Source organism: Noviherbaspirillum malthae, from assembly GCF_015352985.1.
In the GTDB taxonomy this organism is placed as follows: Bacteria; Pseudomonadota; Gammaproteobacteria; order Burkholderiales; family Burkholderiaceae_D; genus Noviherbaspirillum; species Noviherbaspirillum malthae.
Map to the genome: position 1 here is coordinate 236,242 of NZ_JACYXF010000003.1, position 13,865 is coordinate 250,106.

Below are 13,865 nucleotides of genomic sequence, written 5' to 3' on the forward strand. Positions count from 1 at the left end.
CGCAGTCCTGAGCAGGTCCCGCTTTGAAAGCGTGCAGATCCGCCTCCCGGCGTTCGCCGTGTTCCTGCCATGATCGACGCCAGCGTGCCATGTGTCTCCGTCCCGGCATTTTCCGGTGGAGGGGTGGAGGCTGCCGCGGTCGCCTGCCGGTATCGGCCGCAAGGCTGCGGTGGTCGATTAGCGGTGGTTTGTAGAACTTGGAAGAAAAGGCAGCAAAGCGATGAACAGACGCATCAGGATTGCCATGCTTGCCTAGGGAAGCATGATTGCAAGGGTAGAAAAATCCTTCCAGCTTGTTCCAAGTTCTTCTGCTTTTCCTATTTCAACAAACCACCGCAAGCAGCAGAGACGGCGTGGGCGATGACGATCCGGAGGATCTGGAAGCGGCATCGCTGGCCAAGGGATCTTGTACCGCCTGCGAAACAGCGACGGAATACCTGCCGGCGGTTGAAGAAATCGAATTCGCGCTTGACATGCCTGCTCCTGCTGCGGCGCTCACATGCCCGTCATGGGCGTGTATCGACATGCGTCCACGCGCGACGGCATTGAAGCTGGAATCGTTTCGAATCAACTTGCGGTCAGCGGCTGCCCGCATCGAAAAGTTTCAGTCTGGCAGACTATTTTCAGTCAAGCCGATTGAAAGAAACTTGCATCAGGCAGGGCTTCTCTCTTAGCTTCCTGTGCGTATGTCGCCAGCGCCATCGGGCTGAAAATGTATTCGGGTCCAGATTCGCGGAGTTCATAATCTTCCATCGTCTTCCCATCAAGCGGATTGCCGTTCAATATGATGACCATGCCGCCTCGCTCGCGCGGATCGACGATGCGAGGATCGCTCAATGAAGCGCCGTGCGCACTCATTTCCTTGGCGAGCACATCCGGCGGCGTTCCTCGGTCGCGGAATTTTCTTCCTCTAAGCTGCAATTGTTCGAGCGTCAGTTCCATGGGCATGGAGTCGATCCGGTTGTTCCTCAAGTCCAGCGTTGCCAGGCTTTCGGGAAGCTTGTATAGCGGGATTTCCGATAATCTGTTTCCTTTCGCGTCCACATAAGTCAGGTTTTTTGGCCACACCGGAAACAATTCAGTCAAGCGCAGATTGCCGAGATCCAGCGGCGTTTCATGATTTTCTCCATGATCGTGGTGCATCCATTCCTCAAGCCTCCTGACCGCCGTTTTGCGACCATCCACATCCGCGCCGGCATCGTCAACCCAGTTCTGCAGGGCTTCGTGCATTCCCTTCCAATCATCCGAATATTCCCGGTCTCCGGTGACGGTGCTTGATCTGGTGAAGTTGAAATGGGTCCGCTGGCAGTCTGCGAGCTTGCGCAATACGCGCGCTGGCAAACGGGTTTCCCCGAGGGTCACGCTGAGAGATGCCATCGACTCCGGTACATTTTCAATGTCAACATCGAACAAGTCGCAACCGCTCAGGTCAAGTTGCTTCAATCCCTTGGGCAAGCTGCCGATTTCAATGCTGCCTATTCCTTGATTCTTCAATTTGACTTCGCGAAGACGGCTGCTCCCCGGCAGCGGCGGCATCGAGGAAAATGCCATGCCCTCACGCGCCGACAGATCCAGCGGCGGCATTTCGGAATCCGGGCTGGAACGCGATTGCCTTTCCCATTCCCGTATGATGCCCGCCGCATGTCGTCGCGATGCCAACTCGGCTTCTTGCCAAGCCAAAACCGTCGAGTCGTATTCGTTCGAAGTCACGTTCGCATCTTTCAATATCGATGCCTGGGCAATCCAATCCTTCAGCTTCCTCTCAAGCGAGACCGGTCGATGACTTCCGATATGAGGTAATTCCCTGCCATTCAAAACCGGCGCTCCCGCCGTAGTTGGACTCGGCGAGCGCTGCGCCGGTGTCGGGACCGGGACCGGGACCGGCCTAAGCACTGAAGTCTTCAGCCGCTCGTTCCCAAGGGCGGAATTCACCGATGAAGATCCGGCTGGATCTGAAGGCTGGGAAGCATATGAGAAACTGTACACAGGGCCGGTCTTCCGTTCCAGTCGAGCAGCGATAGAATCGACGCTCAGATGGTCGACATCGACCTTGATATGGAGCGTGAAGCGCCGATCGCTCCGGCCATCGTCCGGCAGCGCGGTGACGGGATTTCCGCGTGCATCGAGCGAGAGCAAACCTGCGGGCAACAGCTCGCGCGGCGGCAATGTTGCAAGGCGATTGTTTCGCAGCTGCAGATGTTTCAGGGCTCCGGGGAGATGCGGCGGCAGCTCGTTGAGATCCAGGCCCGAAAGATCAAGCGGAAGAAAGAGGTTACGGCCGTCTAGATTGCCGCTCCAGTCCCTGATCCTGTTCACTGCTTCTTCGCGGCGGCCGCCATGCGCGCCTCCATTTTGGACCCAGCTTTTCAGCCCGGCTTCCACGATTGCCAACTCATCGTATGCGTTCGGTCTCACCGGTGATGTTGCCGTTGCTGCGGACGGAGGCTTGGGTAACGGCCTGGGCAACCGTGATCCAGTTTCCGGCAACGTAGCCCGCTGCGGTCCCGCCGACCGGCTCTGCGAATCTGCCAGATTGGCAGTATCCATTTGTCGCAACCACTTATTGACTCGACTGTGTAGCTGTTCGGTATTCTCCGGTACTTGCACTTGCCGAAGCATTTGGCCGATCTTCCTTGCCTCGTTAGAAGCCTGTCTTTGAGGCTTGGGCTTGGGCTTGGGCTTTTGCAGTTTCCTGGTCAGCTTCGTTTGCAATGCTGTCGGATGCCGCCTCCTGAAAACGTCTCCATGGGGCGTGGATGCCGGTTCCGGTGACCGTGGAATAGCACTCCGATCCTTCCGCGCTCCTTTTACGAGAGACCAGTTAGCAGGATTTCCAGTGATATTCAAAATATTCTGGGTGAAAGGAATTGTTATTTTCATGGCGGCATCAATATGGCAGGTGACATGCGGCGGAGCCAAGGGCAACATGCAGTCTCGGCTTCGTTCGAACTTCAGTGAGATTGTGTGGCAAGCCGGGATCGAGAGTTCCACGCGATGCGTTGTTTATTAACGCGGAACATTGCGCTTCCGCCATTTGATCGGGCAGGCACGAGAAGAAAACCGCATGGTGCGATCCTGCGTGCCGGAAGGGCATGACCGGACATACCGTTTCCATCGGGGCCGATGCCTGCGGTTCCGGCGCATGAGGCCGGAATCGGCCGAATTTTCATCATGCGCATGCAGCGCCTGACTTCCCTGCCACTGTCACGCCCCGATCCGGCAGTCCCTACCGTAACTGCAGCCAGGGCGCCGAACAGGCTGCGGGTCGCCGGATACGCGCGTCTGCCATCACCGCATGCCGGCCAGCTTGCCCAGCGCCACGCTGAGCGTCGCGCCGCCCAGGGTTTTATCCAATTCCGGGTCTCCCGCATACAGCCTGCTCATCCTGCGCACCACGGCCGGATCGACCTGCGCCGCATGGCATGCCAGCCGCTCCACCGCTTCCGTGGACAGATAGCCAGCAAGGCGGGATTCAACCGGCGAGGACGTGTCATGCGCGGCGGCAGCGGCATGCGCAGCCCATTTCTGGTCGATCAGGGGCTTTGCCGCGACCGGGCCGGCGGCGTCGAGCAGCGGCTTGAGCATTCCGGCGCGCTGGCTCGCATCGCCGCGCTCCAAGGAGACGCCTACGACCTCTTCGAAGGGCGGGGTGTGTTCGGAATGGAGGGCTTCCGCAAGTCCATTGGTCACAGCCTCGGAAGGCATCTGATGCGTAATGTCGATGAAGTCCTGTTCGACCTTCTGCATGGAACGTACGCCGGTCTCGGCCGCATATTGCTGCAGCAGCGCAGTGACATCGTTTGCTCGGCTCATCGTTTCTCCTTTCAAGTCGGCATCCGCGAGTGCGGATACCGACGTGTAAGGCCGATGGTGAAGCCGTTTGGCTCGGACGGCTAGCTGACACGCGTCTAATCGACCGCAAGTCAGGAAGCCATCATGCGGCAAGGTGCTACTCGGGTTCGCGCGGTTCGCTCAGGCGCACCAGTTCGGTGACGTCGGGCTGCGGCTGGCTGTTCTCCACCGGCGCCAGTTGCCCGGCATCGAGCTGATGCGAGAAGGAATCGACGGAATCGAGCCGGTGGTGCCTGTCTTCGGGCAAGGTGGGGCCGCTCTGGATATACAGCGTCATCAGCTGCGCGAGGTCGCTCAGCACCGAGATGTGCGTGCGCTCGTAGCCGTGCGAGGCATCGGCGCCGAAGCACAGCAGTGCGGTGCGCACGTCGTGGCCGGCATTCACGGCTGCGCCGGCGTCGGAGTGGTAGAAACGGAAGACGTCTCGATTGCTGTGGATGCCATGCTCGTCGCACAGCGTGAGCAGGCGGCGCGTCAGGTGGTAGTCGTGCGGGCCGGCGGAATCCATCAGCGGAATGGTGACGCCGCGTTCCTTCGCGCCCTGCCCGGCTGCCACCGGACCGATGTCGATGCCGATGACTTCGCTCACGTCGCTCTGGATCACGGCGCGCGCGCCGGAGCCGACTTCTTCGGTAAGGGTGAAGACGACATGGCAGTCCATGGGGATGGGCACGCCGGAATCGACGATGGCCTTGACGGCGGCCAGCACCGCGGCAACGCCGGCCTTGTCGTCGAGATGGCGCGAGACGATGTAGCCGTTTTCCAGCAGCTCGGGATTGGCATCGAAAGCCACGAAGTCGCCGATCTGGATGCGCAGCGCCCGCACGTCGCCGTCGGTTTCCACGTCTTCATCGAGCCGCAGCTCGAGCTGGTCCCAGCTGACGGGCTGGGTGTCGACGGCTTCGTTGTAGACATGGCCGGACGCCAGCAGCGGCAGCACCGAGCCGCGGTGGCGGCCGGTCTCGGTAAACAGCGTCACGCGCCCGCCTTCGGCCCAGCGGCTCGACCAGGTACCGATGGGCGACAGCGACAGGCGGCCGTTGGGCTTGACCTCGCGCACCATCGCGCCCAGCGTGTCGAGGTGGGCCACGATGGCGCAGGCCGGGCTGGAGCGGCGGCGCTCGGGCATGTTACGGCGCAGCACGGCACGGATGGTGCCGCGCCGTGTCAGTTCATAGGCCACGCCGATCGCATCGAGCTTGGCGCCGGTGTAATGCACGATTTCATCGGTCAGGCCCGCCGGGCTCGGTATGTGCAGCAGTTCGAGCAGCGTGGTCTTCAGGAAGGCGTTATCGATAGGAAGCTTTTGCATGGCTGTCACGTGTTTCCTGTCATGGTGAACGGGAAAAGCAGATCGATGAAGCGCTGCGCAGTGGGCTGCGGTTCATGGTTGGCCAGGCCGGGGCGCTCGTTGGCCTCGATGATCACGTACTCGTCGGACGACGGTTCCGGCACCAGGAAATCGAGCCCGACCACGGGAATGCGCAGCGCCCGCGCGGCGGTCTCGGCCACGTCGCGCAGCATCGGATGCAGTTCGGCCGTCACGTCATGGATGGTGCCGCCGGTGTGCAGGTTGGCGGTCTTGCGCACCTTGATCGCCTGGCCGGCCTCGATGACCGAGTCGTAGCTCAGGCCCTGCCCGGCGAGGCAGCGTTCGGTTTCGCCGTCGACCGGTATCTTGCTTTCGCCGCCGGTGGCAGCGGCGCGGCGCGCGCTCTGGCGCTCGATCAGCTGCAGCACGGTGGACTCGCCGTCGCCGACGATCTCGGCCGGGCGGCGGATGGCGGCAGCCACCACCTTGTAGCCGATCACCACGATGCGCAGGTCCTGGCCGCTGCAGAATTCCTCGAGGATCACATGGCCGCCCTGGGCGGCGGCGCGTTCGATGGCTTCGACCATGTGGTCTTCGCCGCGCACGTCCACGCTGATGCCCTTGCCCTGCTCGCCGAGCGCGGGCTTCACCACCACCGAGCCGCATTCCTTGAGGAAGGCGGCATTGGCTTCCGGATCGCCGGCGGTGATCTGGCGCGGCACGCGCAGGCCGATGGAAGCCAGACGGCGCGAAGTCAGCACCTTGTCCTGGCACCAGGTCATGGCGACGCCGCCGGTGAGCTCGGTGAGCGATTCGCGGCACAGCATTTCATGGCCGGCATGGCGCAGCTTGAAGATGCCGGCGGCCGCATCGATCACTTCGACGCTGATGCCGCGCCGGCGCGCTTCATCGACGATCAGGCGGGCATAGGGATTGAGGCCGCCGAAGTCGGTGGTTTCGACGAACAGCTTTTCATTGATGGCGTTCTTGTTCTTGACGACGAAGCCCTGCACCTGCTCGAAGCCGAGCTTCTGGTACAGCGCGATGGCCGGCTCGTTGCCGTGCAGGACCGAGAGTTCGAGATACTTGCGGCCGCGGGTCGCGTAGTGGGCGATCAGGAAGTTGACCAATCCCCGGCCTGCTCCCACGAGACCGGTCTGCGGGTCGACTGCGAGGCACCAGAGGCTGCAGCCCTGGCCTTCGTCGCCGAAGGCTTCGTAATGATCGACGCCCATCGCGGAGCCGATGATGTCGCCGGTGCGCTCATCCTCAGCGACCAGGAAGACCACCGCATCCGAGTGGCGCTGCCGCCAGACCAGGCGCGGATCGACCGGCACCATGTTGCGCATGGTGTAGAGGCGGTTGATGGCGGCGATGTCGGCACGCGTGGTGAGGGGACGGATCACGATGCCCGGCGGCGGCGGCTCGGCCGGGGAGCCGTCGAGCTGCTTGCGGAAGATGAGCGAGGGATCGAGAAACAGGGCCGAGGGCGCTTCGGCCAGCACCAGCTGCGGCGATTCCACATGCAGGGCGATGTCGCGCTTGCCCGGCTGCTCTTCCTGCAGCGCGCGTGCCAGCGCCTGCGGCGACTCGAAGGAAGGCCCGTACAGCAGCCGGCCCCAGCCGCATTCCAGCGTTGCATTCGGGCGGGCAGCTTCGGCGTTCTCCGCTTCGTTGCTGTTGATGTCGCTGCCTTCGGCAAAGAAGGGCGGATTGGAATTGCGTTTGCCTTGGATGGAAGGATCGTGATGAAGAGCAGTCATGTCATGCTTCCTGTCTGATAGGGATGAATTCGGTGAGTGCCCGCATGCATGCGTCACAGGCCGCGCGTCTGCAGCCAGGATTCCAGCAGGGCGATCTGCCATACCTTGGAACCGCGCAGCGGCGTGATGTGGCTGTCGGGCGCTTCCAGCATGGACTCGACCACGTCGCGCCGGAACAGTCCGCGCTCTCGGGCAGCCTTCGAATCGAGCGTGTCGCGCACGAAGGTCAGGAAATCGCCGCGTAGGTACTTGAGCGCCGGAACCGGGAAGTAGCCCTTGGGACGGTCGATGACCGCGGCGGGAATCACGGCGCGCGCGGCTTCCTTGAGCACATACTTGCCGCCTTCAGCCACCTTGTGGCGGGCGGGAATGCGCGCGGCCAGTTCCACCAGTTCATGGTCGAGGAAGGGAACGCGGGCTTCGAGGCCGAAGGCCATGGTCATGTTGTCGACGCGCTTGACGGGGTCGTCGACCAGCATCACGGTAGTGTCGAGCCGCAGGGCGCGGTCGATTACGCTGTCGGCGCCGGGCCTGGCGAAATGCCGCTCGACGAAATGGCTGCTGGCATCGTCGAGCCGGATGTCCGGGCTGAGCAGGCCCATCAGTTCCTGGTGGCTGCGGTCGAAGAACACGCGGCGGTAGGCATCCAGGCCCTTGGCTGGATCATTGATGTCGGTAAGCGGCGGATACCAGTGGTAGCCGCCGAACACTTCATCGGCGCCCTGTCCGCTCTGCACCACGCGGCTGTGGCGCGAGACTGCCTGCGACAGCAGGTAGAACGCGACGCAGTCGTGGCTGACCATGGGTTCGGACATGGCGGCGATGGCATCCGGCAGCGAGCGCAGCAGATCATCGGCGGGAATATGCAGCTTTTCATGCACGGTGCCGTAGTGCTTGGCGATCAGGTCGGAGTAGTAGTATTCGTCGCCGGCTTCGGCATCCACCGCTTCGAAGCCGATGGAATAGGTGCGCAGGTCCCTGGTGCCGGCCTCGGCCAGCAGGCCTGTGATGAGGCTGGAATCGAGGCCGCCCGACAGCAGCACGCCGACCGGCACGTCGGAGACAAGCCGGCGCTTGACCGATACACGCAAGGCGCCGAGCACTTCGGATTTCCAGTCTTCGAAGCTGCGCTTCTCGTCATCCTCGCTGCGATTGAATTCGAGTTTCCACCATTCCTTGATGCTGCACTCGCCGTCGGGCGTGATCTTCATGTAGCTGCCGGCCGGCAGCTTGCGCACGCCGCGCAGGATGGTGTGCGGCGCGGGCACGACCGCATGGAAGCTCATGTAATGATGCAGCGCTTCGAGGTCGAGAGAGGTATCGATGTCGCCGCCCACTAGCAGGGCTGGCAGCGAGGATGCGAAGCGCAGGCGGCGCGTGTCGAGCGAATAGTAGAGCGGCTTGATGCCCAGGCGGTCGCGCGCGAAATAGGTGACGCCGCTGTCGCGTTCCCACAGCGCAAAGGCGAACATGCCGTAGAAGCGGTCGAGCGCCTTCGGGCCCCAGGCATGCCAGGCCTTGATGATGACTTCGGTGTCGCCGGTGGAGGCGAACTGGTAGCCCGCGCCCTTGAGCTCTTCGCGCAGCTCGTGGTGGTTGTAGATGGCGCCGTTGAACACGATGCCCATGCCGAGCTGATTGTCGACGAAAGGCTGGTGAGCGCGATGGCTCAGGTCCATGATGCTCAGGCGGCGATGGCCGAAGCAGCGAGGGCCTAGGCTGAAGATGCCTTCGCCGTCGGGCCCGCGGCGCGACTGCGCTTCGGTCATGTCCACGACCGTGCGCACATCGGCAAAATGTTGATCGAAACGTATTTCTCCGGCGATACCGCACATGGGATCACACTCCTCTTGGGGGGAAGTTGGATGGCGGCGCGAGATTCGTAGCCCGGCACGGAAAGGCAGCGTTACTTTTCCGAACGCAATATTGCGTAGCCCTGAGGTGCCTCAAGGTTGGAACCGGTTGAACCCGCACCTCGTCTGGGTATGTAGAGACATAAAGCGCCCGTTTGTTCCTGACAATTTGTCAATGCGCACTGTTTTCGCCGCATTGCAGCGCCGGGATTGCGGCAAGCCAGAATGCCCTATTGATGCAGGCGAAAAGCGGGAACGATTGAATGCGGAAAAGCTCGATTGGCAGCGGTTTTGCTTTCCTTCGCTCCATTTCTCAATTTCTCCCGGGCAGGTATTCAGGCATGAAGACGTTTCACTGCGACAAGTGCGGACAACAGGTGTTTTTCGAAAACGTGCGCTGCGAGAACTGCGGCAGCATGCTCGGCTATCAGCCTGAGCACCATGCGATCAGCAGCTTCGAACCGGCCGGCGAGAACGTGTGGCGCAGCCTCAATCCGGCCAATGAAGGGCTGCTGTACAAGCAGTGCATCAACTATTCAAGGGAAGACGTCTGCAACTGGATGCTGCCGGCCGATGCGCCGAGCGAACTCTGCGCCTCCTGCCAGCTGACGCATATCATTCCGGCGCTGTCATCGGAAAAGAACCGCCTGTACTGGAAGCGGCTCGAAGCCGCCAAGCGCCGTCTGCTGTATTCGCTGTGGGACCTGCGCCTGCAGCCGACGCCGAAGATCAACGACCCCGATGCCGGCCTGGCCTTCGAGTTCCTGGAAGACACACCCGAAAAACGGGTGATGACCGGGCATGCGAACGGCCTGATCACGCTCAACATCGCCGAGGCCGATCCCGCGCACCGTGAAAAGACGCGCGAACAGATGGGCGAGCCCTACCGCACGCTGCTCGGCCACTTCCGGCATGAGAGCGGCCATTACTATTTCGACCGCCTGATCGTCGATACAAAATGGATCGAGCCTTACCGCGAACTGTTCGGCGACGAACGGCAGGACTACGGCGAATGCCTGCAGCGGCATTACAAGGAAGGCCCGCCGCCCGATTGGGAAACGCGCTTCATCAGCAGCTATGCGAGTTCGCATCCCTGGGAGGATTGGGCGGAAACCTGGGCGCATTATTTGCACATGGTGGATACGCTCGATACGGCGTATGCCTGCGGCATGACGCTGCAGCCGAAGAAGGCGGGCGAGCCGGAATTGAAAATCGAGGAAAGGCCGGCGCGCAGTACGGCCTTTGACGACGTGATCAAGGAGTGGTTTGCGCTGAGCTATGTGCTCAACAGTCTGAACCGCAGCGTGGGCATGCCTGATCCGTATCCGTTTACGCTGTCGACGCCGGTGATCAACAAGCTGCGCTTTGTGCATGAGGTGGTGCTGGATCGGCAGCGGAGGGGGTGAGGTGAGGCAATGCAGAGCGTAGCAGGTAGACATGCTCGGCAATCTCTCGACTCCCTCCCCTTCAAGGGGACGTAGCAGGGGTTTCGCAACGCACTGCGTTGCGCCTGCGGAGTCGGAGCCGCTTGCAAGCGGCGAGGTGGAGGGTTGGGGTGGGGATGGGTTCAGATGCACGCCGCTACACCCATCCCCCACCCAACCTCCCCCTTGAGGGGGGAGGAGCAATCTTTACCCCGCCAGCACCGCGCTCCCATCCTCTCCCCTCACCATCGCCACCGGCCCGCCCGCATGCTCGTCGCGACCGCCGATGTCATAGGCCCACACCTGAAAGCCATCGAGCACCACTTCGCCATAGAAGGTAGCAAACGCGCAGTCCACCGCATCCATGCCATGCGCGATCTTGATCCGCCCCTTGTGCGTGCGGTTGTAGCGCGGATCGTAGATATGCCAGTGCCCGCCCAAGAAAACCTCGCAGTACGCATGAAAATCGACCCCCATGTCGCCTTCGGCGGTGTGCGGATCAAGATAAGGCAGATAACCTGCCGCGTAACGCGCCGGAATATCCATCGCGCGGCAAAGCGCCACCATCACATGCGCATAGTCGCGGCAGACGCCGTAGCCGCGGGCGAGGATATCGCAGGCCGACAGCAGGGAGCTGCCGGTGCCGTAGCGGTATTCGATATTCGCATGCGTCCAGCCGCAGATGGCTTCGATCAGCCGCGCCGGGTCGCCCCGCAAATGATTGAAGCGCTCGTGCGCGAACTGGGCCAGGCGGTCGGATTCGCAGTAGCGGCTTGCGAAGGTATAACGCAGGACATCGGGCGGCAACGCTGCCGGCGATACCAGATCCGTCGGCAGATCCTGGTTCTCATCGCGGTTCGGCACCAGCAGCAGCATGTCGTGTCTTATCACGTTGATGCCGGGCGTCAGCACGGTTCTGATGAAGGTATTGCCGTGCGCATCGACGAATTGCTCGGCGGGCTGCGCGGGCGAATGGTTCGACACTTCCTGCAGCAGGATCTGCTGCGCTTCGAGGCGCGGCCGCACGAGCAGCAGCAGCGGCACCTCGACGCGCGCCGTGTATGAGAGCATACATCCGGCACGCAAGGTCATCATGCCGGGCGGCGGCTGGGGAAGATCTGAAGCATGCATCGCTGTTCGGGGAAGGTCGGAAAGCCGCTCGGAATAAGCGGTCTGGCCGTTGTATGACAGGCGCTTTCCGAAATGGTTTAGCGACTGTCCTGCGCCCGCGCAAAGCCATGTCCATCATTGTGCAAGGCTGCGGCTTCATGGTGCAGGATCAGGAATTTTCATGCGCCATGATGGTCAGTATCTGACTGACCCACATCCATTTGCACCATACCCTTGCATCAGACATGAAAACAACCGCGCATCACTCCGCTTCCCGTTTCGACCCCAACCACATGTTCGATACCTTGCTGCGCCGGCTGGAGATGGCCAATGACGAGGCGCTTTGCGCCGAGCTGCATGTGGCTCCGTTTGTCATCGCGCGCATTCGCAGCGGCCAGTCGCCGGTTCCGCCTTCCCTGCTCATCCGCATCAATGAACTGTCGGGCATCAATGTGCGCGAACTGCGCAGGCTGATGGGAGACCGGCGCAGCGAATACCGCATGGGCGATTTCGTGCCGGCTCGGGAGTCTGTTCATGCAACAGCCAGGCATGGGCGATCGATGGATGCCGACGACGCCGGCCTGCCGAACAGCGTGCAGTGGGCCTGAAGCTTCGGAACGCCCGAAGATCCTGAAGCACAGGCATTTGCGCGGCGGTCATGCCGCCCGGCTGCGCGTGCGCCTGCGCATGGCGGCATTCTGGGACTGCAGGATGCGGTCGATGGTCTCGGAGGCGTCGCGGGCGCGCTGCTGCGCTTCCTCGCCGTGCGGAAACAGTTCCGGATTGCGGTAGCTCAGCCAGGCATAGGCCGAATACAGCTTGCAGTCGTCCTCGACTTCCTGCAGATTGCGCCGGTGATCGGTCATCTGCTGCGGCGGCAGCGTGCTGGGCTTGCCGCGCGCAACGGCGCGGGCCCATTGCTGCCATGCCTCGTGCAGGACGGGAATGCGCGAGGAGATCGGCACCAGCGACAAGGTGAACTTGTCCGCCAGCGGCATCGGCAGCGTATCCAGCCACAGCGCCCGCTCCGACTGTTCCTCGGTGATGCGCGGCGTGAAGAAGCCGTCGGGCACGTCGATGTTGTGCTCGAAGCGCCTGAGCAGCTTGGACAAGGCCTGCTCGTTGGTCACCGAGGCGATGCGGTTGAGGTGCTCCAGCGTCGGCGCGACCGAAAAACCCAGCGCAGGCACGGGAGGCACCTTTTCCTGCAGCAATGAACGCATCACATAATGCGTCTGCTCGTCATAGCCGGCGACGAACCCTTCCTCATGCACGCCGAAGCGCCCGGCCCTGCCGGCGATCTGCTTTGCCAGCGCGGCGCTCAGTTCTTCCTCTTCATAGCCGTTGTACTTGCTGGACGTGGTCATGACCACGCGCTGTATCGGCAGGTTCAGGCCCATGGCGATCGCGTCGGTGCCGACCACCACATCCGCCGAGCCTTCGCGGAACCGCGCCGCCTGGGCGCGGCGCACTTCCGGCGACAGGTTGCCGTAGACGGTGGCAACCGAGAGCCCGATTTCGGTGATCATGTCGCGCCACATCAGCACGTCGCGCCGCGAGAAGGCAATCACCGCATCGCCGCGCCGCAGGTTGCGCAATTTGCGCACCGCAGTGGCTTCCATGGTCAACGGCGCCTTGCGCTTGAGCAAGCGGATCTCCAGCGGGCAGTCGAGGCGGCGCGCCAGCGCTTCAATGGCCTTGCGCGCTTCCGGAGCACCGACGAGATAGACGGTGGTGGCGGGCGCTCCGCACACCGCCGCAGTCCAGGCCGCCCCTCGGTCACGGTCGCCGAGCATCTGGATTTCATCGATCACGGCGACATCGACGCGCGTGGTGGTGTCGAGCATTTCCACGGTGCTGGCCACGTGGGTGGCGCCTTCAACGATGCGCCTCTCCTCGCCAGTGACGAGACTGACCTTGATCGGCTCGCCGTTGCGTTCGGTGGCGGCGAGACGTTCGTAATTCTCCAGCGCCAGAAGGCGCAGCGGCGCCAGGTAGACGCCGGTCCTGGCCTTGGCCAGCGCTTCCATGGCTTCATGCGTCTTGCCGCTGTTGGTCGGCCCCAGCACGGCGATGAAACGGCGCGGCAGGCGGCGTGCCAGTTCGAAGGAGGCAGGATATTCCGCCAGATTGATGCTTTCGCGCGTGCGCTCGGCATGGATCTGTTCCTGCTGCCGCTCGATCGCATGTTCGAGCCGCTGTTCGATGCGGCCGAAGACCTGGTCGAACGGCACCGAGGATTCCTTCACCGCCAGCGCCTGCAGGAAGGTCATGGGATCGAAGCTGTAGTCGAGCGCCACTTCCGCCAGCCGGGACACGAACTGGGCTACCGTGCGGTGCAGCTTCTCGATGGCCGTCGGCGTCACGCGTTCCTGCACCAGCTGCAATTGTTTTTCCGGTCCCATGTTGCGCCATTTGCCGGTCTTGGCGAGAACCCCGTCGCCGGGGACGAGGTCGTAGGGAACATGCAGTCCCGCGGCGTCCGCAGTGCCGGCGTAGCGCACCATCACGCGCCCTTCCAGCTTCACGAGTTCTGCGCCCAGCGAGCGCA

At 62.4% G+C, this 13,865-nt stretch carries 10 protein-coding genes; 3 read left to right on the forward strand and 7 right to left on the reverse strand.

Features of this window, described 5'->3' with window-relative positions; all coding sequences use genetic code 11:
* Nucleotides 1-353 precede the first annotated feature (353 nt).
* Complete coding sequence (locus tag IGW03_RS07575; protein WP_194721920.1) at nucleotides 354-674, forward strand: hypothetical protein; 321 nt, start codon at nucleotides 354-356, stop codon at nucleotides 672-674.
* On the opposite strand, the gene IGW03_RS07580 is transcribed toward IGW03_RS07575, so the two are convergent.
* From IGW03_RS07580 to IGW03_RS07600, 5 genes are all read right to left on the reverse strand, one after another.
* Nucleotides 628-2,928 carry a hypothetical protein gene (locus tag IGW03_RS07580; RefSeq protein ID WP_194721921.1) on the reverse strand — a complete coding sequence of 767 codons (2,301 nt, stop codon included), beginning with the start codon at nucleotides 2,926-2,928 and terminating at the stop codon, nucleotides 628-630. The two genes, IGW03_RS07575 and IGW03_RS07580, sit on opposite strands and share 47 nt — an antisense overlap.
* Before the next feature lie 360 nt (nucleotides 2,929-3,288).
* On the reverse strand, nucleotides 3,289-3,813 hold the full coding sequence (locus IGW03_RS07585; RefSeq protein WP_194721922.1) for a hypothetical protein: 525 nt from the start codon (nucleotides 3,811-3,813) through the stop codon (nucleotides 3,289-3,291).
* 136 nt (nucleotides 3,814-3,949) lie between these two features.
* A complete protein-coding gene (locus IGW03_RS07590; RefSeq protein ID WP_194721923.1) occupies nucleotides 3,950-5,164 on the reverse strand; it encodes an osmoprotectant NAGGN system M42 family peptidase in 1,215 nt (404 codons plus the stop codon).
* 5 nt (nucleotides 5,165-5,169) lie between these two features.
* A complete protein-coding gene (gene ngg, locus IGW03_RS07595) occupies nucleotides 5,170-6,927 on the reverse strand; it encodes an N-acetylglutaminylglutamine synthetase (protein ID WP_194721924.1) in 1,758 nt (585 codons plus the stop codon).
* Nucleotides 6,928-6,980: 53 nt separating this feature from the next.
* Complete coding sequence (locus IGW03_RS07600; protein WP_194721925.1) at nucleotides 6,981-8,762, reverse strand: N-acetylglutaminylglutamine amidotransferase; 1,782 nt, start codon at nucleotides 8,760-8,762, stop codon at nucleotides 6,981-6,983.
* Between the two features lie 359 nt (nucleotides 8,763-9,121).
* Between IGW03_RS07600 and IGW03_RS07605 the strand changes: the two genes are divergently transcribed.
* On the forward strand, nucleotides 9,122-10,186 hold the full coding sequence (locus IGW03_RS07605; protein ID WP_194721926.1) for a zinc-binding metallopeptidase family protein: 1,065 nt from the start codon (nucleotides 9,122-9,124) through the stop codon (nucleotides 10,184-10,186).
* A gap of 225 nt (nucleotides 10,187-10,411) precedes the next feature.
* Here the strand turns inward: IGW03_RS07605 and IGW03_RS07610 are convergent, their stop codons facing one another.
* On the reverse strand, nucleotides 10,412-11,275 hold the full coding sequence (locus tag IGW03_RS07610) for a transglutaminase-like domain-containing protein (RefSeq protein WP_194721927.1): 864 nt from the start codon (nucleotides 11,273-11,275) through the stop codon (nucleotides 10,412-10,414).
* A 284-nt stretch (nucleotides 11,276-11,559) separates the two neighbouring features.
* On the opposite strand from IGW03_RS07610, the gene IGW03_RS07615 reads away from it, so the two are divergent.
* Nucleotides 11,560-11,922: a hypothetical protein gene (locus IGW03_RS07615; protein ID WP_194721928.1), complete on the forward strand. Its 363-nt coding sequence runs from the start codon at nucleotides 11,560-11,562 to the stop codon at nucleotides 11,920-11,922.
* Between the two features lie 48 nt (nucleotides 11,923-11,970).
* Here IGW03_RS07615 and IGW03_RS07620 read toward each other — a convergent pair whose 3' ends face one another.
* Nucleotides 11,971-13,821 carry a helicase-related protein gene (locus IGW03_RS07620; RefSeq protein WP_228535213.1) on the reverse strand — a complete coding sequence of 617 codons (1,851 nt, stop codon included), beginning with the start codon at nucleotides 13,819-13,821 and terminating at the stop codon, nucleotides 11,971-11,973.
* Nucleotides 13,822-13,865: the final 44 nt, after the last annotated feature.

Excerpts from the sequence above, each read along its gene's own strand:
- IGW03_RS07580 (WP_194721921.1), bottom strand. The coding sequence starts at position 2,928 with ATGTTGCCCTTGGCTCCGCCGCATGTCACCTGCCATATTGATGCCGCC.
- IGW03_RS07585 (WP_194721922.1), bottom strand. The coding sequence starts at position 3,813 with ATGAGCCGAGCAAACGATGTCACTGCGCTGCTGCAGCAATATGCGGCC.
- IGW03_RS07590 (WP_194721923.1), bottom strand. The coding sequence starts at position 5,164 with ATGCAAAAGCTTCCTATCGATAACGCCTTCCTGAAGACCACGCTGCTC.
- ngg (WP_194721924.1), bottom strand. The coding sequence starts at position 6,927 with ATGACTGCTCTTCATCACGATCCTTCCATCCAAGGCAAACGCAATTCC.
- IGW03_RS07600 (WP_194721925.1), bottom strand. The coding sequence starts at position 8,762 with ATGTGCGGTATCGCCGGAGAAATACGTTTCGATCAACATTTTGCCGAT.
- IGW03_RS07605 (WP_194721926.1), top strand. The coding sequence starts at position 9,122 with ATGAAGACGTTTCACTGCGACAAGTGCGGACAACAGGTGTTTTTCGAA.
- IGW03_RS07610 (WP_194721927.1), bottom strand. The coding sequence starts at position 11,275 with ATGCTCTCATACACGGCGCGCGTCGAGGTGCCGCTGCTGCTGCTCGTG.
- IGW03_RS07615 (WP_194721928.1), top strand. The coding sequence starts at position 11,560 with ATGAAAACAACCGCGCATCACTCCGCTTCCCGTTTCGACCCCAACCAC.
- IGW03_RS07620 (WP_228535213.1), bottom strand. The coding sequence starts at position 13,821 with ATGGTGCGCTACGCCGGCACTGCGGACGCCGCGGGACTGCATGTTCCC.